Genomic DNA, 20,562 nt, shown 5'->3' with positions numbered 1-20,562 from the left:
CATGGCAGTCATGGTCTGCGTTGCCGCAACGAGCGCGCGAGATATGACAATTCGCCGCGAACATGAACGCAACCGATCATCTCCGAGCAGTTCATGACAGCCCGGAGGCGACTCACCGCCCGTCGTCGGCGTCCGCCGGAAGGACGCACCCATCGGTGTCCCGTGACGGACGGTGCAGCTGGGGCCAGACCCTCGCGACGGCCGGTACTGTTCGGCGAATGAGCTCGCTGAACCTCGACGACTTCACCGATCTGATCGAGCGCCCCGACGGCGGCACCCGCCGCGACGCCGAGGAGCGCAGGGCCCGCTTCGCCGTGCCGCCGGGCGCCCTCGGCCGCCTCGACGAACTGGGCGAGTGGCTGAGCGCCGCCCAGGGCGCGGTGCCCGTACGACCGGTCGCGCGGCCGCGCGTGGTCCTCTTCGCAGGCGACCACGGCGTGGCCGGACTCGATGTGTCGAAGCGGCCCGCGGGCAGCGCGGCCGACCTCGTACGGGAGGTCGTCGAGGGCGCCTCCACGGGCGCGGTGCTCGCGCGCCGGCTCGGCGTCGGCGTGCGCGTCGTCGACCTCTCCCTCGACTGCGAGCCCGACGAGCTGCCCAAGTCCGTCGACGACCGGCGCGTGCGGCGCGGCTCTGGGTGCATCGACACCGAGGACGCGCTCACCCTCGAAGAGGCGGAGGCCGCGTTCCGCGCGGGCATGGCGGTCGCCGACGAGGAGGCCGACTCCGGTACGGATCTCGTTGTCCTCGGCGACATCAGCGTCGGCGGTACGACGGCGGCGGCCACGCTGATCGCGGCGCTGTGCGGCACGGACGCGTCCGTGGTGACGGGCCGTGGCGGCGACCCCATCGACGACCTCGCCTGGATGCGCAAGTGCGCGGCGATCCGTGACGCGCTGCGGCGGGCCCGGCCCGTCCTCGGCGACCAGCTCCAGCTCCTCGCCACGGTGGGCGGGGCGGATCTCGCGGCGGCGACGGGGTTCCTGCTCCAGTGCGCGGTGCGGCGTACGCCCGTGCTCCTCGACGGGGTGGTCTCCGCGGCCTGCGCGCTCGTCGGCCAGCGGGTCGCTTTCCGCGCGCCCGACTGGTGGCTGGCCGCGCATGCCAGCGGCGAACCGGCCCAGGCGAAGGCGCTCGACCGGATGGCCATGGACGTCCTCCTCGACCAGGACGTCCGGGTCGGCGGCGGTACGGGGGCGCTTCTTGCGCTTCCGCTGGTGCAGGCGGCGGCTGCGCTGGCAGCGGAGCTGCCGGAGGCGGCGGGTTCCGCGGAGCCGGTCGACCAGTAGGCGTAAGGGGGCGGCCCCCGGTCCACGCCACGGGGCTCCGCCCCGGACCCCGCGGGCTCTCGTCCAAGAGCGGGGCTGGATTTGCCCACCCGCTGCCTGGGCATGCGGGTGGGCGTCGCCACCTTGGGCAATCTGCCGCCTTGGGCGGCAGGGTGGGCAAGGCGGCGCCCCCGGTGGCGCGCAACCAGGACGCGGTGGCGGGTAATCTCCAGCGGTGTCCGAAAACACCTCCCCCGCCACTCTGCCGGACGGCATACGTTTTGCGTTTGGGACGCTCAGCGTTCTTCGGGTGAACGTCACCCGCTGGGACCATGCGGCCGCCCGGAACGGGATGCTCTGCGCGCCGCTCGTCGGGCTGGTCGTCGGGCTCGCCGCGGCCGTGGTCGGCGGGGCGCTGGCGCTGCTCGGGGCGGGCGCGCTGCTCGCCGCGGTCGCCGCCGTCGCCGTGCCCGCCGCCCTCACCCGCGGACTGCACCTCGACGGGCTCGCGGACGTCGCGGACGGCCTGGGCAGCGGGAAGCCCGCCGACGACGCCCTGCGGATCATGAAGCAGTCGGACATCGGGCCCTTCGGCGTGGTCACGCTCGTCCTGGCGCTGTTCGCCCAAGTCGCCGTCCTGGCCGACCAGTTCGGGCAGTCGTGGTGGCGCGGCGCCCTCGCCGCGACCGTCTCCGCGGTGACCGCGCGCCTCGCCCTGACCTTCGCCTCCCGCACCGGCGTACCGGCCGCCCGCCCCGAGGGCCTCGGCGCGGCGGTCGCGGAGACGGTGTCGCGGCGGGCGGCGCTGATCGTGGGCGTGGTGGTGGTCGCGGCGAGCGCCGCCCTCTCCCTCCGGGCCGCCCTCGCCGTCGTCCTGGGCTGCTCCGCCGCCGAACTCCTGTCGCGCCGCTGCGTCTCCCGCTTCGGCGGGGTGACCGGCGACGTCTTCGGCGCACTAGCCGAGACGGCGGCCACGACGGCACTGGTGATCCTGGCCCTCGGCTGATCCCCGCGGCAGGGCGCACCTGGACGAAGCAGCCCAAGAACGACGGGCGTAGGCTCGGCCCGGGCGGGCCAACTACCCCCGGCCCCGGCGAAGAAGCCGGGGTTCACCCGATGAAAGAGGGACCTCACCACCGTGACTGCTCTGACTCTCAGCACCGCCGCGGCGACCGGCCTGCGCGCCGACGCGATCGTCGTCGGCGTCGTGAAGGGCGACAAGGGCCCGGTCGTCGCGCACGGCGCGGAAGCCGTGGACAAGGCGTACGACGGAAAGCTCGGTTCCGTCCTGGAGACCCTCGGCGCCAGTGGCGGCGAGGGCGAGGTGACCAAGCTCCCGGCACCTTCCGGCTTCAAGGCGCCGCTCGTGCTGGCGGTCGGTCTCGGCGGCGAGCCCGAGAAGGACGGCGCGTACGACAGCGAGGCGCTGCGCCGCGCAGCCGGTGTCGCGGCCCGCGCCCTGGCCGGTTCGAAGAAGGCCGCGTTCGCGCTGCCGGTCGACGACGCCGAGGACGCCGGCGCCATCGCGGAGGGCGCGCTGCTCGGCGCGTACTCCTTCGACACGTACAAGGAGGTCTCCGACGACAAGGGGACCCCGAAGAACGGCAAGGCGCCGCTCGCCGAGGTCGCGATCCTCGGCGGCAAGCCCCGCGACAAGGCGTACAAGGCGGCGATCGAGCGCGCCCTAGCCGTGGCCGAGGAGCTGAACCGCGCCCGCGACCTGATCAACACCCCGCCGAACGACCTGAACCCGGAGGCCTTCGCCGCCGTCGCCCAGGCCGCGGCCAAGGAGCACGGCATCAAGGTGCAGGTGCTCGACGAGAAGGCCCTGGAGAAGGGCGGCTACGGCGGCATCCTCGGCGTCGGCGCCGGTTCCGCCTCGGCCCCGCGCCTGGTGAAGCTCTCGTACAAGAGCGCCAAGGCGGGCAAGAACGCGAAGCACCTCGCCTTCGTCGGCAAGGGCATCACGTACGACTCGGGCGGCATCTCGCTGAAGCCGGCCGGTCACAACGAGACGATGAAGTGCGACATGGCCGGCGCCGCCGCCGTGTTCGCCGCCGTCGTCACCGCCGCGCGCCTGGGTCTCGAGGTGAACGTCACCGGCTGGCTTGCGCTCGCCGAGAACATGCCGTCGGGCTCGGCCACCCGCCCCGGCGACGTGCTGCGCATGTACTCGGGCAAGACGGTCGAGGTGCTCAACACCGACGCCGAGGGCCGCCTCGTGCTCGCCGACGCCATCGCCAAGGCCTCCGAGGAGAAGCCCGACGCGATCGTCGACGTCGCGACGCTGACCGGCGCGATCATGCTGGCGCTCGGCTCCCGCACCTTCGGCATCATGGGCAACGACGACGCCTTCCGCGGCTCGATCCACGAGGCCGCCGAAGAGGTCGGCGAGCCGGCCTGGCCGATGCCGCTCCCGACGCACCTGCGCAAGGGCATGGACTCGTCGACCGCCGACATCGCCAACATGGGCGAGCGGATGGGCGGCGGCCTGGTCGCAGGTCTGTTCCTGAAGGAGTTCGTCGGCGAGGGCATCACGTGGGCCCACCTCGACATCGCGGGCCCGGCCTTCAACGAGTCGGCCCCGTTCGGCTACACGCCGAAGGGCGGCACCGGTTCCGCGGTCCGCACGCTGGTCCGTCTCGCGGAGCGGACGGCGGCGGGCGACCTCGGCTGAGGCCCCGCGCACACCGCGCGATCGCCGCATAAGCGCTGAACAGCCCCCGGGTGCACGACCCCGGGGGCTGTTCGCTTTGAACGAAATCCGCGTGTTTGTCCCCGCTCGTCACAGCTGTTTCCGGTGTAACAGCCGTCTCACCCCCCAGCCCGACGTCCCGACTGCCGTCGACAAGTGCGAGGATGGGGTACGGCAGGACAGGGCCCTACCCAGGGCCGAAGAACGAGCGGCCGAACACCCCGCCGCCCGGTCGTCGGAGACCGGCGTACGGCGCACATGCATGGAGGACGTGACGTGGCGAACGACGCCAGCACCGTTTTCGACCTAGTGATCCTCGGCGGTGGCAGTGGCGGTTACGCCGCGGCCCTGCGCGGAGCGCAGCTGGGCCTGGACGTCGCCCTGATCGAGAAGAACAAGCTCGGCGGCACCTGCCTGCACAACGGCTGCATCCCCACGAAGGCTCTGCTGCACGCCGGTGAGATCGCGGACCAGGCGCGCGAGAGCGAGCAGTTCGGTGTCAAGGCCACCTTCGAGGGCATCGACATCAACGCCGTCCACAAGTACAAGGACGACGTGATCTCCGGCCTGTACAAGGGCCTGCAGGGCCTCGTGGCCTCGCGCAAGGTGACGTACATCGAGGGCGAGGGCAAGCTCTCCTCCCCGACGTCCGTCGACGTCAACGGCCAGCGTGTCCAGGGCCGCCACGTCCTCCTCGCGACCGGCTCCGTGCCGAAGTCGCTGCCGGGCCTGGAGATCGACGGCAACCGCATCATCTCCTCGGACCACGCGCTGAAGCTGGACCGCGTCCCGCAGTCCGCGATCGTCCTGGGCGGCGGCGTCATCGGCGTCGAGTTCGCCTCGGCGTGGAAGTCCTTCGGCACCGACGTCACGGTCGTCGAGGGCCTCAAGCACCTCGTCCCGGTCGAGGACGAGAACAGCTCCAAGATCCTGGAGCGCGCCTTCCGCAAGCGCGGCATCAAGTTCAACCTCGGCACCTTCTTCGAGAAGGCCGAGTACACGCAGGACGGCGTCCGCGTGACCCTCGCCGACGGCAAGACCTTCGACGCCGAGGTCCTCCTCGTCGCCATCGGTCGCGGCCCGGTCTCCCAGGGCCTCGGCTACGAGGAGCAGGGCGTCGCCATGGACCGCGGCTTCGTGCTCGTCGACGAGTACATGCAGACCAACGTGCCGACCATCTCGGCCGTCGGTGACCTGGTCCCGACCCTCCAGCTCGCGCACGTCGGCTTCGCGGAGGGCATCCTGGTCGCGGAGCGTCTGGCCGGCCTGAACCCGGTTCCGGTCGACTACGACGGCGTGCCGCGCGTGACCTACTGCCACCCGGAGGTCGCCTCCGTCGGTATCACCGAGGCCAAGGCCAAGGAGATCTACGGTGCGGACAAGGTCGTCGCTCTGAAGTACAACCTCGCGGGCAACGGCAAGTCCAAGATCCTGAAGACCACGGGCGAGATCAAGCTCGTGCAGGTCAAGGACGGTGCCGTGGTCGGCGTCCACATGGTCGGCGACCGCATGGGCGAGCAGGTCGGCGAGGCCCAGCTGATCTACAACTGGGAAGCGCTGCCCGCCGAGGTCGCCCAGCTCGTGCACGCGCACCCGACGCAGAACGAGGCGCTCGGCGAGGCCCACCTGGCCCTCGCGGGCAAGCCGCTGCACTCGCACGACTGAGCCACGCCCCTGTCGCACCTGGGCGCGACGACCGACCACCACAGACTTCCGCACTGCGTTGCCGCGCATTGCACATCGTTAAGGAGCAACCGAAACCATGCCGGTTTCCGTATCCCTTCCGGCGCTCGGTGAGAGCGTCACCGAGGGCACTGTCACCCGCTGGCTGAAGGCCGAGGGCGAGCGCGTCGAGGTCGACGAGCCGCTGCTGGAGGTGTCGACCGACAAGGTCGACACCGAGATCCCCTCGCCCGCCGCCGGCGTGCTCGCCTCCATCAAGGTCGCCGAGGACGAGACCGTCGAGGTCGGCGCCGAGCTGGCCGTCATCGACGACGGTTCCGGTGCCCCGGCCGCCGAGCCCGCCCCGGCCGCCGCCGAGGCCCCGGCCGCCGAGCCCGCCCCGGCGCAGGAGGCTCCGGCCCCCGCCGCCGAGCCGGCCCCCGCCGCTCAGGAAGCCCCCGCCGCCCCGGCCGGTGGCGCCTCCGGTACCGACGTCGTGCTGCCCGCGCTGGGCGAGTCGGTCACCGAGGGCACCGTCACCCGCTGGCTCAAGGAGGTCGGCGAGGAGGTCGCGGAGGACGAGCCGCTGCTCGAGGTCTCGACCGACAAGGTCGACACCGAGATCCCCTCCCCCGTCGCCGGCGTTCTCCTGGAGATCACCGTCGCCGAGGACGAGACCGCCGAGGTCGGCGCCAAGCTCGCCGTCATCGGTGCCCCGGGCGCCGCCCCGGCCGCCGCCGAGACCCCGGCCCCGGCCGCTCCGGCCGCCGCTCCGGCCCCGGCCCCGGCCCCCGAGCCGACTCCGGCCCCGGCCGCCCCCGCGGCTCCCGCCGCCCCGGCCGCGCCCGCCGCCGCCCCGGCTGCTCCGGCCCCCGCGCCGGCCGCCCCGGCCCCGGTCGCCCCGGCCGCTCCGGCCACCCCCGCCGCGCCGGTCACCCCGGCCGACGAGGGCGCCTACGTGACCCCGCTGGTGCGCAAGCTCGCCTCCGAGCACGGCGTCGACCTGTCCACCGTCAAGGGCACCGGCGTCGGCGGCCGCATCCGCAAGCAGGACGTCACCGCCGCCGCCGAGGCCGCCAAGGCGCAGGCTCCGGCCGCTGCCGCCCCGGCCGCCGCTGCCTCCAAGTCCGCCCCGACCCTGGAGGCCTCTCCCCTCCGCGGTCAGACGGTCAAGCTGCCGCGCATCCGCAAGGCCATCGCGGACAACATGCACAAGGCGCTGCAGGAGCAGGCTCAGCTGTCCTCGGTCATCGAGGTCGACATCACCAAGCTGATGAAGCTGCGCAACAAGGCCAAGAACGGCTTCGCCGCCCGCGAGGGCGTCAAGCTCTCCCCGATGCCGTTCTTCGTCAAGGCCGCCGTCCAGGCGCTGAAGGCCCACCCGGTCATCAACGCCCGCCTGAACTACGACGAGGGCACCATCACCTACTTCGACTCCGAGAACGTCGGCATCGCCGTCGACTCGGAGAAGGGCCTGATGACCCCGGTCATCAAGGGCGCGGGTGACCTCAACATCGCGGGCATCGCCAAGAAGACCGCCGAGCTGGCCGACAAGGTCCGCACCAACAAGATCGCCCCGGACGACCTGTCCGGCGCGACCTTCACGATCTCCAACACGGGATCGCGCGGCGCCCTCTTCGACACCGTCATCGTCCCGCCGAACCAGGTCGCCATCCTGGGCATCGGCGCCACGGTCAAGCGCCCCGTCGTCATCTCCGACCCGGAGCTCGGCGACACCATCGCCGTCCGTGACATGACCTACGTGACGCTCTCCTACGACCACCGTCTGGTGGACGGCGCGGACGCCGCCCGCTACCTGACCACGGTCAAGCAGATCCTCGAGGCCGGCGAGTTCACCGCCGAGCTCGGTCTGTAAAGACAGCAGGTCCACGACGGCGCCCCCGACCGGAACCCTCCGGTCGGGGGCGCCGTCGTACGCGCGCGTGCGTAGCCGCACGCCCGGGCGGGCACCCCCTTCTGTAGCCCGCCCCCGACAAACGCTCTCTGTAACCGGCATCACCCGTCGCATGCGCGGCCGTACCCCGTCCGGCCAGGGCAGCGGCCGTATTGTCTAAGGGTCCCCGCCGACCCACCGGGTCCACCCTGCCAAGGAGCCCCCATGACCGCGCCCGTCGTCCACTCGCTTCGCGATCAGATCCGCGAGCACATCGTCGAGGGGATCGTCAGCGGCCGCTGGAAGCCGGGCGAGCGCATCGTGGAGCGCCGCATCGCGACCGAGCTGGAGGTCTCCCAGACCCCGGTGCGGGAGGCGCTGCGGGAGCTGGAGTCGCTGCGGCTCATCGAGTCGGCGCCGAACAAGGGCGTGCGGGTACGGAACCTCTCCGCGGCCGACCTGGAGGAGTCCTACCCCGTCAGGGCGGGCCTGGAGGCCATCGCGGCGGAGCTGGCGGCCGACCGGCTCGCCGGCGACTGCTCGGCCCTGGAACCCCACGTGGAGGCGCTCTACAGGGCCGACCAGGAGGCCGACGGGACCGCCCAGGTGCGGCACACGGTCGCCTTCCACCGCGAGCTGGTGCGGGCCGCGGACAACTCCGTGCTGTTCCACACCTGGGAAGGGCTCGGCATCGAGGTCTTCACCGCGCTGTCCATCCGCTGGCTGGGCACGGTGCAGCAGTCGTACGCGGAGGAGCACGCCGATCTGGTCGCCGCGTTCCGGCGCCGTGACCCGGAGATCGCGGCCTTGGTCAAGGCCCACGTACTGGGATGTGCACCCCGCGCATGAGGGGTCACCGTCCGCTTCTCTGACCAGGCACTCCGTGCCCTGATCAAGAAAAACAGGCGACACCCTGTGCCGACTTTCTTGATCTGAAGAGATTTTGCGGGTGAATCCTTTGATCGATCATCGATCAGGGAGTTACAGTCACCGACGGGTCCCCACCGGGACCTCGCCCTGTCCTGCCAAAGACAAAGGGCACCCCCACCCCACCCCCTTCGACTCAGGAAGGCGTGCGGCGACTATGACCGACCCCATGCGCATCCAGCCGAGCGAGCTCGACCAGCTCCCGGACCGTGACCCCGAGGAGACCGCCGAATGGCGGGCCTCCCTGGACGCCGTCACCAAGGCGGCCGGGCCACACCGTGCCGCATACCTGATGCGGCGCACCCTGGAAGGCGCCGAGGCGGGCGGCCTGGCGCTGCCGAAGCTTCTTGAGACGGACTACGTCAACTCCATCCCCACCCCCGCCGAGCCGGAGTTCCCCGGCGACGAGGAGATGGAAGCCAGGATCACCGCGTACAACCGCTGGAACGCGGCCGCGATGGTGACCCGTGGCTCGAAGCACGGCGTCGGCGGCCACATCGCCACCTTCGCCTCGGCCGCCTGGCTGTACGAGACCGGCTTCAACCACTTCTTCCGCGGCAAGGAGGGCGACGGCTCGGGCGACCAGCTCTACATCCAGGGCCACGCCTCGCCCGGCATCTACGCCCGCGCGTTCCTCGACGGCCGCCTCTCCGAGCAGCAGCTCGACAACTTCCGCCGCGAGGCGGGTGGCAACGGCCTGCCGTCGTACCCGCACCCGCGCCGCCTTCCCTGGCTGTGGGAGTTCCCGACGGTGTCCATGGGCCTCGGCCCGCTGTCCGCGATCTACCAGGCGCGGTTCAACCGCTACCTGTCGGCGCGGAACATCAAGGACACGTCGAACTCGCACGTCTGGGCGTTCCTCGGCGACGGCGAGATGGACGAGCCCGAGTCGACCTCGGCGCTCACGCTCGCCGCCCGCGAGGGTCTGGACAACCTGACCTTCGTCATCAACTGCAACCTGCAGCGCCTGGACGGCCCGGTCCGCCCGAACTTCCGCGTGGTGCAGGAGCTCGAGGCCCAGTTCCTCGGCTCCGGCTGGAACGTCATCAAGTCCATGTGGGGCAACGCCTGGGACGAGCTCTTCCAGCTCGACACCACCGGCGCCCTGCTTCGCCGCCTGCGCGAGGTCCCGGACGCCCAGTTCCAGACGTACCAGACCCGCGACGTCGCCTACATCCGCGAGAACTTCTTCGGCACCGACCCGGCGCTCATCGAGCTCGCCAAGGTCCTGTCCGACGACAAGATCTCCGAGTGCTTCCACACCTCCCGCGGCGGCCACGAGCCCCGCAAGGTGTACGCGGCGTACAAGGCGGCCGTCGAGCACAAGGGCAAGCCGACCGTGATCCTCACCCAGACGGTGAAGGGCTTCACGCTCGGCAAGGGCTTCGAGTCCAAGAACGCCAACCACCAGATGAAGAAGCTGACGATCGACGAGTTCAAGGGGATGCGTGACCTCCTTGACCTGCCGATCCCGGACAGCAAATTCGAGGACGGCGTCGTCCCGTACGCCCGTCCCGAGGAGGGCTCCCCCGAGCTGCGCTACCTCGCCGAGCGTCGCGCCGCCCTGGGCGGTCCCGCCCCGGCCCGCCGTACGCAGCCGCTCGCGCCGCTGCCCGCGCCCGCGGACAAGGCGTTCGCCTCGTTCGACAAGGGCTCCGGCTCGCAGTCCGTCGCCTCGACGATGGCACTCGTACGGCTGCTGAAGGACCTCGTACGGGACAAGACGTCCGGCAAGCGCTGGGTGCCGATCATCCCCGACGAGGCGCGCACCTTCGGCATGGAGTCGCTGTTCCCGTCGCTCGGTCTGTACTCGCCCAAGGGCCAGACGTACGACCCGGTCGACCGCGACCAGCTCATGTACTACAAGGAGTCCGAGTCCGGCCAGATCCTCAACGAGGGGATCAACGAGGCCGGTTCGCTCGCCGACTTCATCGCCGCCGCCACGTCGTACTCGACGCACGGCGAGCAGATGATCCCGCTGTACATCTTCTACTCGATGTTCGGCTGGCAGCGCACCGGCGACCAGTTCTGGCAGCTCGCCGACCAGATGGGCCGCGGCTTCGTCGTCGGCGCCACGGCCGGCCGCACGACGCTCACCGGTGAGGGCCTGCAGCACGCGGACGGCCACTCGCCGATGATCGCGGCCACCAACCCGGCGGCTCTCTCCTACGACCCGGCGTTCGCCTACGAGATCGCGGTCATCATGAAGGAGGGCCTGCGCCGCATGTACGGCGAGGCCAAGCCGGGCGAGGACCAGGACGTCTTCTACTACCTGACGGTCTACAACGAGCCGATGCCGCAGCCCGCGAAGCCGGCCGTGGACGGTCTCGACGAGGCCATCATCAAGGGCCTCTACCGCTTCAACACGGCGGAGACGGCCGGACTTTCCGCGGCCGCCAACGCCCCGCGCACCAACCTCATCGGTTCCGGTACGGCGATCCACTGGGCGCTCAAGGCCCAGCAGCTGCTCGCCGAGGACTGGGGCGTGGCCGCCGACGTGTGGTCCGCGACGTCCTGGACCGAGCTGCGCCGTGAGGCCCTGGAGGCCGACGAGGCGCTGCTGAACGGCGAGGAGCGGGTGCCGTTCGTCCGCCAGGCGCTCGCCGGCGCCGAGGGCCCGGTGCTGGCCGTGTCCGACTACATGCGCCAGGTCCCCGACCAGATCGCGCAGTGGGTCGAGCAGGACTACACCTCGCTCGGTGCGGACGGCTTCGGCCTCTCCGACACCCGTGAGGACGCCCGCCGCCACTTCGGCGTCGACGCCGAGTCGATCGTCGTCGCGGCCCTCGCCCAGCTCGCCCGCCGCGGCGAGGTCAAGGCGACGGCCGTGAAGGAGGCGCGCGAGCGCTACGGCCTGTAGTTCTCCGCCTGCTTCTTCGAAGCACGGGCTTGTGCGTGCCCCGTCCCGATTGCCGGGACGGGGCACGCGTGCGTGAATGGACGCGTCGTCGCGCAGGCCGTCCGCGAAAGGCACAGTGCCGTGAAGATCTCCAACTCCCCCTCCGCTCCCTGCTGGGCCGATCTGTCGACCACAGAACCGGAGGCGGCCCGGTACTTCTACGAGGCCCTGTTCGGCTGGCGCACCCGGTCGTCCGACGACCCGACGGTCGGCGGCCACGGCACGTTCTCGCTCGACAGCCCGGACGGGCCGAAGGTGGCCGGGGTCGGCCCGGTGCTGCGCCCCGGACAGCCCGCCGCCTGGCTTCCGTACTTCCAGTCCAGCGGCATCGACGCGGTCACCGCGCGCGTGAGCGGCAACGGCGGCCGTGTCGTCTCCGGCCCGATCGGCGTCCCCGATGAGGGCAGGCTCGCGGTCTGCCAGGACCCGGCGGGCGCCGTGTTCGGCCTGTGGGAGCCGCAGGAGCACGCGGGCTTCCAGGCGGTGAACGTGCCGAGCAGCTTCTGCTGGTTCGAGCTGCTCACCCGGGACGGCGCGGGCTCCGTCGACTTCTACCAGTCGGTGCTCGGCTGGGGCACCGAGCGCAACGGCGCCTACACGAACTGGACGGTCGCCGACGAGGCGTTCGGCGGCATGGTCGACATGTCGACCGGCGAGTTCCCGCCCGAGGTGCCCTCGTACTGGAATCTGTACGTGGCCGTGGACGATCCGGACGCGGTGGCGGAGCGCTGCGTGGAGCTGTCGGGGCAGGTCCTGGTGCAGCCGACGGCGATCGAGCCGGGGCGGTTCGCGATGCTCGCGGACCCGCAGGGCGCGGCGTTCTCGGTGATGCGCTTCGCCGCTTGAGCGGGGTCCGTTGTCAGTGCGGCGGTTCATGATGGCCGCATGCGTGCTGCCCGCCTGATCAAGATGGTGCTGTTGCTCCAGTCCCGGCCGTCCATGACCGCGGCCGAGCTGGCGCGCGAGCTCGAGGTGTCCGAGCGGACGGTGACACGGGACGCGCAGGCGTTGTCGGAGGCCGGGGTTCCGGTGTACGCGGACCGGGGGCGGGCCGGTGGGTACAGGCTGATCGGCGGGTACCGGACGCGGCTCACGGGGCTCGCGCGGGGCGAGGCGGAGGCGCTGTTCCTGTCGGGGGTGCCGGGGGCGCTGCGCGAGATGGGCCTTCAGGACGCGGCCTCGGCGGCGCATCTGAAGGTGTCGGCGGCCCTGCTGCCCTCCTTGCGGGACGCGCCGCGGGCGGCGGCGCAGCGCTTCCATCTGGACGCGCCGGGCTGGTTCCAGGAGCCGCAGACGCCCGAGCTGCTGCCCGCGATCGCGGAGGCGGTGTGGGAGGACCGGGTGCTGCTGGTCCGCTATCGCCGCACTTCGCTGGGGCAGTCGGAGGACGTGGAGCGGGAGTTGGAGCCGTACGGGCTCGTGCTCAAGGCGGGCGTCTGGTACCTGGCGGCGGCGGTGCGCGGGGCGGACGACTTCCGGGTGTACCGGGTCGACCGGTTCACGGCGGTGGAGCCGGGCGAGGAGCGGTTCGCGCGGGTCGAGGGGGAGGACGCGTTCGACCTGCCCGCGTTCTGGGAGGAGCGGGCGGCGCAGTTCGCGCGGGCACTGCTGCGGTCGGAGGTCGTCGTCCGGCTCACGCCCTCCGGGGTACGTCAACTGCCGTACGCCACCGATGCGGCGTCCGCGCGCGAGGCCGTGGAGTCGGCGGGGGACGCGGACGCGGAGGGGCGGGTGACGGTGACCCTGCCGGTCGAGTCGGAGGACGTGGCGTACACGCAGCTCATGGCGCTCGGGCCGGAGGCGGAGGTGGTGGCTCCGGCGGCGCTGCGGGAGCGGTTCGCGCTGGCCGCGCGGCGGATGCGGGAGTGGTACGGCTGACGGGTGCCTCGCCGCGCGGGGCGTCCCGGGCGTGCCGTGGGCATGTGCATGCATAACGAAGTGGAGCAGCTCCCGCGCTCGGCGTGCGCCCCATCGGTACAGGGCCGATGCTGGTCCCGTGATGGACGAGACCGAGTTCTGGGAGATCGTGGACAGTACGCGTGAGGCCGCGGGCGGCGACCCCGAGGACCACGCCGAGCTGCTCGTCGAGCGGCTGCTGCGGTCCGATCCGGATTTCGTGCTCGACTTCGCCCGGCACTTCGAGTCCCGGTACAACCGGGCGTACCGGTGGGATCTTTGGGGCGCGGCGTGGGTCCTGCTGGACGGGGCGAGCGACGACGCGTTCGACTACTTCCGGTGCTGGTTGATCGGCCAGGGCCGGGAGGTGTTCGAGGGGGCGTTGCACGATCCGGACTCGCTCGCGGAGCTCCTGGACGACTTCGACGAGGAGGTCGACGGGGACGGTGAGGAGATCGGCTACGCGGCGGACGAGGCGTACGAGCAGTTGACGGGTGTGGTGGCCCCGGACCTGGGCCTCGCCCCCGCGCCCCCGGAGCCGGAGGGCACGCCTCTGGACTTCGAGGACGACGGGGTGATGGCCCGCACGTATCCCCGCCTGACGTCCCGCTTCGGCTAGCCACGGCCCAGCGGCCGCGCCCCGCCGTGACGGGTAGGTACGCGGCACCGGGGCCGGGCCTCATCGCGATGGGCGCGCGGCACCGGGCGCCGCCTTGCCCACCCTGCCGCCCCAGGCGGCAGATTGCCCAAGGCGGTGGCGGCCGACCGCAGCGGGTGGGGAGCCGTGGTGGGCGGAGGTTGCCCAGGCGGGGGCGGCGTCGACCGCAGCGGGTGGGGAGCCGTGGCTGACGCCAGATCGCCTATGGCGGGGGCAGCGTCGACCGTGACGGGTGGGGAGCCGTGGCCGGTGGCGGATTGCCCAAGGCGGCTGGCGGCACCCCGTCGGCCCGACGCCCCCGGAGGGGGCGGGTGGGTGGGAGATGGGCGGGAGCCGGGCGATCGCCTGCGGGGCAGGACGACAATTCGAGCCCTGCGGGCGGGTCGACAATTCGAGCCTCGCGGCGGGTGGGCATTTTGAGCCCCTGCGGCGATTGAGCAGCGGGGTCCGGGGCGGAGCCCCGTGGCGTAGGGATCCGTCCGGCTCACGCTACGCGGAGCGCCTGGTCCACTCCGGGGTGGGTGAACTCGAAGCCGGATTCCAGCAGCCGCGTGGGCACGGCCCGGGTCGACCCAAGAACGTCCCCCGACATCTCGCCAAGCACCACCCGCAACACCGCCGCCGGAACCGCCAGCACCGCAGGCCTCCGCAGCACCCGCCCCATCGCCTCCGTCACCTCCCGGTTCGTCACCGGCTGCGGCGCCGTCAGGTTCACAGGACCGGCCACGTCACCCGCGTCCAAAAGGTGCCGCAACGCCGCCACATGGTCGTCGAGCGCGATGTACGACCAGTACTGCCGCCCGTCCCCCATCCGCCCACCGAGCCCCGCCTTGAACAGCGGAAAGAGCTTGCCCCAGGCCCCACCGCCCCGCGCGACCACAAGACCGGTGCGGGCGAACACCGTACGGATGCCCGCCTGGTGCGCGGGCGCCGCCGCGGCCTCCCACTCGACGCACAGCGAGGGCAGGAAACCGTCGCCCGCCGGAGCCGTCTCATCGACGGTGCGGCTGCCCGTGTCGCCGTAGTAGCCGACCGCGCTGCCGTTGAGGAAGACCCGCGGCGGCGTGTCCAGCCCCGCCGCCGCCCGAGCGAGCGTCTGCGTACCGAGGACCCGGCTGTCCCGCATCTCCCGCTTGTACGCGTCCGTCCACCGGTGGTCACCGACCCCCGCCCCCGCGAGGTTGACGATCGCCTCGCAGCCGGCGAGCCGGGACGAGTCGACGTACCCCTCCTTCGGATCCCAGCGGGCCTCGTCCGCCGCCCGTGGCGCGCGCCGCACCAGGCGCACCACGTCGTGCCCGTCGTCCGTCAGGGACCGCACCAGGGCCGAGCCGATGAGTCCGGAGGCGCCCGCCACCGCGAAACGTGTCATGGGACCCATCCTGCCCGTCGTACAGTCGGCCGCATGTCAGCCCCCGAGGGCTCCGTGGCCCACATACGTTCCGCCGTCCCCGAGGACGCGCCCGCGCTCGACCGCCTCGACCGGGAGACCTGGTCGTATCTGCACGCGGTGAAGGCGCTCGACCCGGCGCCTTCGCCGTTCTTCAACGAGCGTTTCGGCCCCCGCGACCACCTCGTCGCCGAGCTCGACGGCGTACTCGTCGGCTACGTCCGCCTCGGCCGCCCCACTCCCCTGGAGTCGAACGCGCACGTACGGCAGATCATGGGGCTCGCGGTCGCCGACGCGGCCCGCGGGCGCGGCGCGGGCCGGGCCCTGGTGCGGGGCGCGATCGAGCTGGCACGGCGGCAGGGCGCACGCCGGATCACGCTGCGCGTCCTCGGCCACAACACCCCGGCACGGAAGCTGTACGAGGCGGAGGGCTTCGCCATCGAGGGCGTACTGCCCGGGGAGTTCCTGCTCGACGGGGCGTACGTGGACGACGTGCTGATGGGACAGCCCCTGTAGCCCGTCCGGCGCCGCGCGGTCACGGCGTGCGACGGGCCGCGACTCGTAGCAGGGTGAGGTGGTACGTCCGTCGCGAAGGGAGCCGAAGCCGGCATGACCTGGCCCACGGCGCGCCGCAGAGACGAGGCGGAGCGCGCCTGGCTGCGCGGTGCGCCGCCGCCGCGCTGGGTGCGGTGGCTGCCGATCGCCCTGCTCGTGGTCCTGTACGCGTTGCAGGCTCCCACGGGATACCGGTTCGAACTCGCGTTCCCGCTCGCGGCCATCCCGCCGCTCGCCGCGCTGTCGTACGGTCCCGTGGCCACGGCCCTGTACGGCGGCTTCGTCCTCCTGCTCCTCGAACTGCCCCGCACCGGCTTCGGCCGCCCCGGCGACAGTGACGTACTGACGGTGGGTCTCGTCGCCGTGCTCAGCACGGCGATCGCCCTGGTCCGCAGGCGCAGGGACGAGCAGCTGGTCACGGTGCGCACGGTCGCGGAGGCCGCCCAGTTCGCGGTGCTGCCGCCGCTGCCCGAGCGGGTCGGCGCCGTGCGCTGCGCGGGCCTGTACCGGGCGGCGCACCGCGGCGCCCTGGTCGGCGGCGACCTCTTCGACGTGCGCCGGGGCCCGACCGGCGTGCGCGCCGTCGTCGGCGACGTACAGGGGCACGGTCTGTCGGCGGTGGGCACGGTCGCGGGGCTGCTCGGCGCGTTCCGCGAGGCCGTGCTCGACCAGCCGGACCTGGAGGGCGTGGCGGCACGGCTCGACCGGCGGCTCGTGGTGGACACGGCGGAGGACGAGCACGCGGAGCTGTTCGCGACGGCGGTGCTGCTCGAATTCCCCGACCCCTCCCCCGGCGAGGCACCCGTCGTGCACGTCATCAGTTGCGGCCACCCGCACCCGCTGCTGCTGCGCGGCGGGCGGGTGACCGAGCTGGACGTGCCGGCGGGGGCGCCGCTCGGCCTCGGTCTCGCGGAGCTCGCGCCGCCCGAGCGCCTCACGGTCGAACTGCGGCCCGGGGACCGGCTGATCGCGCCGACGGACGGTGTGACGGAGGCGCGCAACCGGGACGGGGAGTTCTATCCGCTCGCCGACCGGCTTCCGCAGTTCGCGGGCGAGGACCCGGCCGGGCTCACGGACGCGGTGTGGCGGGACGTCATCCGGTTCGCGGGATCGGTCAGGGACGACCTGACGCTGCTGGTCTTCGCCCCTCTCGTGTCCGCTCCCGGCGCCACGCGGACCCCGGACGTGCCTCGCGAGGCGTGAGGTGTGAACGTAGGCGCATGAAGAACCCGGGACTCCCGCGCCGCCAGGGACACCGCCGAACCGCGGTCACCGCCTCCGTACTGCTGCTGCCGCTCGCCGTCTCCACCTTGTCCGCCTGCTCCGACGACGACGGGGCGACCAATCCGCCGCCCACGGCCTCACCTGCCGCGACGGCGAGCGGCGCCCGCTGTGTGACGGACCGGCCGGCCGACGACAAGGGCCCGGACGCGAAGCCGCGCGCGAAGGCCGCGTACACGGTCGACGACAAGACCGTGAAGGCGAAGGCGCACAAGGAGTTCAAGACGACGAAGCGCGACGAGTCCGCGCTGCTCGTGTCCGGTTCCGGGAAGCTGACGACGCGCGACGCGAAGATCATCAAGCATGGCGGCACCTCGTCCCTCACCGCGTCCGACGGGCACGGCCTCAACGCGGCGGCGCTCGCCCGCGACGGGGGCACGCTCACGTTGTCCGGCGGCCGGATGTCCACCCAGGACAAGGGCTCGATCGGCGTGTTCGCCGCGGGCAAGGACACGAAGGCCACGCTCAGCTCGGGCGGCATCAGGACGCACGGCGCCTCCGCGCACGGCGTGGCGGCCGCGCACGGCGGCACGCTCGACCTGACGTACGTGGAGATCGACACGGCGGCCGCGCAGGCGGCGCCGGTGGCCGTGGGGCCCGGCGGCGGGAAGGTCACGGTGTCCGGCGGCACGATGACCTCGGCGGGCTGCGGGTCGCCGGGCGTGCAGACGGCGGGCGACGTCTCCTTGTCGCAGACGCTGTTCGACCTGGCCAACTCGGAGGCGTTCACGGTGGAGGCCGGGGGTGCGCTGTCCCTGAAGGACGTCCGGGCGTCCGCGGCGGCGGGCGGTGTGGTGCTGCGCGGCGACGGTGCGACCTCGTACCGGATGACGGGCGGGGCGGTCCAGGCCTCCGACGGTGACATCTTCGCGGTCCAACAGGCCGACGCCGACATCGAGTTGAGTGGCGGAGCCGATGTGAAGACGAAGGACGGCAAGCTGCTGCGGGTCACGGACAAGGGCACGGCGACGTTCCGCGCGAACGGCGAGAAGCTGAAGGGCAGCGTGGCCGTGACGAAGGGCTCCTCCGCCACCCTCGACCTGACCGGCTCCACCGACCTGGACGGAAAGATCGTCGGGGCGGCGTCGCTGACGCTCGGCCCCAGGACGCAGTGGTCCGTGTCCGGGGACTCGGCGCTGAAGGGCCTGAAGCTGGCGGACGGGGCGAAGGTCTCCGACGTGATCGTGGGCAACGGTCACACGGTGACGTACGACAAGGCGTCGAGCCCGGACCTGCACGGGAAGAAGTTCCAGCTGGAGGGCGGCGGCACGCTCAAGCCCGCGTAGGGCCGCCCTAGCGCCGTTTTTGCAGCGCCGCGGCCCGCTCCCTGATCTCGGGCAGCTTCCCCATCAGCGCGAGGCCGGGGCAGAACGTCTCGTAGCCGTCGCGGTGCCCTGAGACCGCGAAGAAGTTGTGGGCCGTGCCCGTCCTGAAGCGGGCCAGGTCGTTGCTGGACACCAGGCGCACGTGCGAGCGCGGGTCGATCCCGGAGAGGCCGAGCTTCCAGGCGGAGACGGCGGCGATCGCGTCGGTCATCGCCTTCGGCACCGGGGTGCCCTCGGTGAACGTGCCGATCGCGGCGATCCCCGCCGTGTCCCGGTTGAAGCCCTGCGTATGGGCGCCGACGACAGGACGGTCGGTGCCGCCCGCACGCCCCTCGAAGACGGTCCCGCAGCGGTCGACGAGGAAGTTGTAGCCGATGTCGTCCCACTCCTTGCCGCCCGAGGCGCCGTTGCCCGCCTGCCCCGCGTACAGGTAGCGGACGATGCGCGGCGAGTCCGCGCAGTCGTAGTCGTTCGGCGAGTCGGTGTGGTGCAGGAAGACGGCCTTGACGCGGTCGCCGTAGCGGACCGGGTCGCGGTGGTACGTCTCGGCTCCCGCGAGCCAGCGCGAGCGCGGCACGATCCGGGGCCGCTCCGCCCGTACGCGGCCGCCCATGCGGCTGCCCACCCGGCCGCCCACGGCCTCGGCCCGCTCCGCCGGCACCGCGGAGGCCGGCAGCTCCCCGCGGGCCGTGGCCGCGAAGCGCTCGGGCCCGGGCCGGTCGACCGCCGCGGCACACAGCACAAGGAGCCCGATGGCCAGGGCCCCGGGCAGCCAACGCAACCTTCTCCGTACGACGTGCACGCCTCCCACCCTGGGCCCGGCCGGGCCTGTGCGGTCAGCCACAGTGGGCCAGGTGGTGGAACCATCGGGGGCACCTGGGCGTTTCTTACCGGTATGGACCTCCACATACTCGACGTGCTGCTGCTCGTGGTGGCCCTCGCCTACGCCGTGTCCGGCTACCGGCGCGGACTGCTCGCGGGCTGCGTCTCACTGGCCGGGTTCGTGGGCGGTGCGGCCATCGGCGTCTGGCTGCTGCCGTTCCTGATGGAGACGGTCACGCCGGGTACCACGTCGGCCACGGTCGTCGCCGTCCTCACGGTGCTCGTGCCGGCCGTCGCCGGGCACGGGCTCGCCGGACTGCTCGCGGCGCGGGTGCGCGGCGGCATGTCGCACGCGCCGGGCCCGCTGCGCGTGGCCGACGGGGTGGGCGGAGGCGCGGCGACCGCGGTGGCCGCCCTGGTGGTGGCGTGGGTGGCGGGCAGCGTCCTCGTCGCCTCCTCCTCCACGGTCCTCAACCAGGCGATCCGGAACTCCTCGGTGCTCGGCGCGGTGCAGCACGCCATGCCGTCGACGACGCCTTCCTGGTTCTCGCAGGCCACGGGGGCGCTCACCTCGGCGGGCTTCCCGCAGGTCTTCGACCCGTTCGCGAGCGAGCCGCCCGCCAAGGTGGCCAAGCCGTCCGGGGACAACGTGACGGCGAAGGCGACGAGCGCGGCCCAGCGCAGCAGCGTCAAGGTGCAGGGCGCGTCCGGCACCCAGGGCCGCGAGGGCAGCGGTTTCGTGTACAGCTCCGAGCACGTCATGACGAACGCGCACGTGGTCGCGGGCATCGACGACCCGACGGTGCGAGTGGGCGGCACGGGCCGCGCGTACGAGGCGAAGGTCGTCCTCTTCGACCCGGACAAGGACGTGGCGGTCCTCTACGTCCCCGGGCTCGACGCCCCGTCCCTGCGCTTCGACGACTCGGCCGGGCGCGGCGACGCCGCCGTGGTCGCGGGCTATCCGCAGGACGGCGGCCTCGACCTCCAGGCCGCCACCGTCGACGACACGATCAAGGCGGCGGGCCAGGACATCTACGGCTCGGGCAACGTCACGCGCGACATCTACTCGATCCGCTCCACGGTCCTGCCCGGCAACTCCGGCGGCCCGCTCCTCGACACGGACGGCGAGGTGTACGGAGTGGTGTTCGCCCGGTCCACGACGGACGACGGGACGGGTTACGTGCTGACGGCGGACGAGGTGGCGCCGGACGCCCAGCGGGCTGCGTCGGCGACGACGGCGGTGGACACGGGGGCGCTCGTCTCCTCCTAGGGCCTGCCCCCTGGTCGTCC

Annotated in this window: 16 protein-coding genes; 14 read left to right on the top strand and 2 right to left on the bottom strand. The window is 72.5% G+C overall.

Annotation, left to right across the window (positions count from 1 at the left end; genetic code table 11):
* The first annotated feature begins 218 nt into the window (after nucleotides 1-218).
* The 10 genes from cobT to ACOKM3_RS29200 all read left to right on the top strand — a co-directional run bounded on the left by cobT (nucleotide 219) and on the right by ACOKM3_RS29200 (nucleotide 13,860).
* On the top strand, nucleotides 219-1,289 hold the full coding sequence (cobT, locus tag ACOKM3_RS29245) for a nicotinate-nucleotide--dimethylbenzimidazole phosphoribosyltransferase (RefSeq protein WP_426904010.1): 1,071 nt from the start codon (nucleotides 219-221) through the stop codon (nucleotides 1,287-1,289).
* Between the two features lie 214 nt (nucleotides 1,290-1,503).
* Nucleotides 1,504-2,274, top strand: a complete 771-nt coding sequence (locus ACOKM3_RS29240) for an adenosylcobinamide-GDP ribazoletransferase (RefSeq protein WP_426904009.1) — start codon at nucleotides 1,504-1,506, stop codon at nucleotides 2,272-2,274.
* A gap of 132 nt (nucleotides 2,275-2,406) precedes the next feature.
* On the top strand, nucleotides 2,407-3,945 hold the full coding sequence (locus ACOKM3_RS29235) for a leucyl aminopeptidase (protein WP_426904008.1): 1,539 nt from the start codon (nucleotides 2,407-2,409) through the stop codon (nucleotides 3,943-3,945).
* Nucleotides 3,946-4,239: 294 nt separating this feature from the next.
* Nucleotides 4,240-5,628: a dihydrolipoyl dehydrogenase gene (lpdA, locus tag ACOKM3_RS29230; protein WP_426904007.1), complete on the top strand. Its 1,389-nt coding sequence runs from the start codon at nucleotides 4,240-4,242 to the stop codon at nucleotides 5,626-5,628.
* 97 nt (nucleotides 5,629-5,725) lie between these two features.
* Nucleotides 5,726-7,501, top strand: coding sequence for a 2-oxoglutarate dehydrogenase, E2 component, dihydrolipoamide succinyltransferase (gene sucB / locus ACOKM3_RS29225; RefSeq protein WP_426904006.1), 1,776 nt, complete (start codon nucleotides 5,726-5,728; stop codon nucleotides 7,499-7,501).
* A 243-nt stretch (nucleotides 7,502-7,744) separates the two neighbouring features.
* Nucleotides 7,745-8,368, top strand: coding sequence for a GntR family transcriptional regulator (locus ACOKM3_RS29220; protein ID WP_426904005.1), 624 nt, complete (start codon nucleotides 7,745-7,747; stop codon nucleotides 8,366-8,368).
* A gap of 235 nt (nucleotides 8,369-8,603) precedes the next feature.
* Complete coding sequence (aceE, locus tag ACOKM3_RS29215; protein WP_426904004.1) at nucleotides 8,604-11,306, top strand: pyruvate dehydrogenase (acetyl-transferring), homodimeric type; 2,703 nt, start codon at nucleotides 8,604-8,606, stop codon at nucleotides 11,304-11,306.
* 72 nt (nucleotides 11,307-11,378) lie between these two features.
* Nucleotides 11,379-12,191, top strand: a complete 813-nt coding sequence (locus tag ACOKM3_RS29210) for a VOC family protein (protein WP_426904003.1) — start codon at nucleotides 11,379-11,381, stop codon at nucleotides 12,189-12,191.
* 39 nt (nucleotides 12,192-12,230) lie between these two features.
* On the top strand, nucleotides 12,231-13,223 hold the full coding sequence (locus ACOKM3_RS29205) for a helix-turn-helix transcriptional regulator (RefSeq protein WP_426904002.1): 993 nt from the start codon (nucleotides 12,231-12,233) through the stop codon (nucleotides 13,221-13,223).
* Between the two features lie 121 nt (nucleotides 13,224-13,344).
* On the top strand, nucleotides 13,345-13,860 hold the full coding sequence (locus ACOKM3_RS29200; protein ID WP_426906923.1) for a DUF4240 domain-containing protein: 516 nt from the start codon (nucleotides 13,345-13,347) through the stop codon (nucleotides 13,858-13,860).
* 523 nt (nucleotides 13,861-14,383) lie between these two features.
* On the opposite strand, the gene ACOKM3_RS29195 is transcribed toward ACOKM3_RS29200, so the two are convergent.
* Nucleotides 14,384-15,271, bottom strand: coding sequence for a TIGR01777 family oxidoreductase (locus ACOKM3_RS29195; protein ID WP_426904001.1), 888 nt, complete (start codon nucleotides 15,269-15,271; stop codon nucleotides 14,384-14,386).
* A gap of 33 nt (nucleotides 15,272-15,304) precedes the next feature.
* Between ACOKM3_RS29195 and ACOKM3_RS29190 the strand changes: the two genes are divergently transcribed.
* From ACOKM3_RS29190 to ACOKM3_RS29180, 3 genes are all read left to right on the top strand, one after another.
* Entirely contained in the window at nucleotides 15,305-15,805 is a 501-nt protein-coding gene (locus tag ACOKM3_RS29190; RefSeq protein ID WP_426904000.1) for a GNAT family N-acetyltransferase, read from the top strand.
* A gap of 93 nt (nucleotides 15,806-15,898) precedes the next feature.
* The gene (locus tag ACOKM3_RS29185) at nucleotides 15,899-17,047 is read left to right on the top strand and encodes a PP2C family protein-serine/threonine phosphatase (RefSeq protein WP_426903999.1); all 1,149 of its coding nucleotides are present in this window, start codon (nucleotides 15,899-15,901) and stop codon (nucleotides 17,045-17,047) included.
* A 17-nt stretch (nucleotides 17,048-17,064) separates the two neighbouring features.
* Nucleotides 17,065-18,411 (top strand): hypothetical protein, encoded by a 1,347-nt coding sequence (locus tag ACOKM3_RS29180; RefSeq protein WP_426903998.1) that lies wholly within the window; start codon nucleotides 17,065-17,067, stop codon nucleotides 18,409-18,411.
* Nucleotides 18,412-18,418: 7 nt separating this feature from the next.
* Here ACOKM3_RS29180 and ACOKM3_RS29175 read toward each other — a convergent pair whose 3' ends face one another.
* Nucleotides 18,419-19,252: a peptidoglycan recognition protein family protein gene (locus ACOKM3_RS29175; protein ID WP_426903997.1), complete on the bottom strand. Its 834-nt coding sequence runs from the start codon at nucleotides 19,250-19,252 to the stop codon at nucleotides 18,419-18,421.
* A gap of 93 nt (nucleotides 19,253-19,345) precedes the next feature.
* On the opposite strand from ACOKM3_RS29175, the gene ACOKM3_RS29170 reads away from it, so the two are divergent.
* Nucleotides 19,346-20,542: a MarP family serine protease gene (locus tag ACOKM3_RS29170; RefSeq protein WP_426903996.1), complete on the top strand. Its 1,197-nt coding sequence runs from the start codon at nucleotides 19,346-19,348 to the stop codon at nucleotides 20,540-20,542.
* Nucleotides 20,543-20,562: the final 20 nt, after the last annotated feature.

Origin of the sequence: Streptomyces nidicola, assembly GCF_050106155.1 — a bacterium.
Lineage (GTDB): Bacteria > Actinomycetota > Actinomycetes > Streptomycetales > Streptomycetaceae > Streptomyces.
Note: the sequence above shows the minus strand (reverse complement) of the source record. Positions and strands in the feature narration are given on the sequence as shown.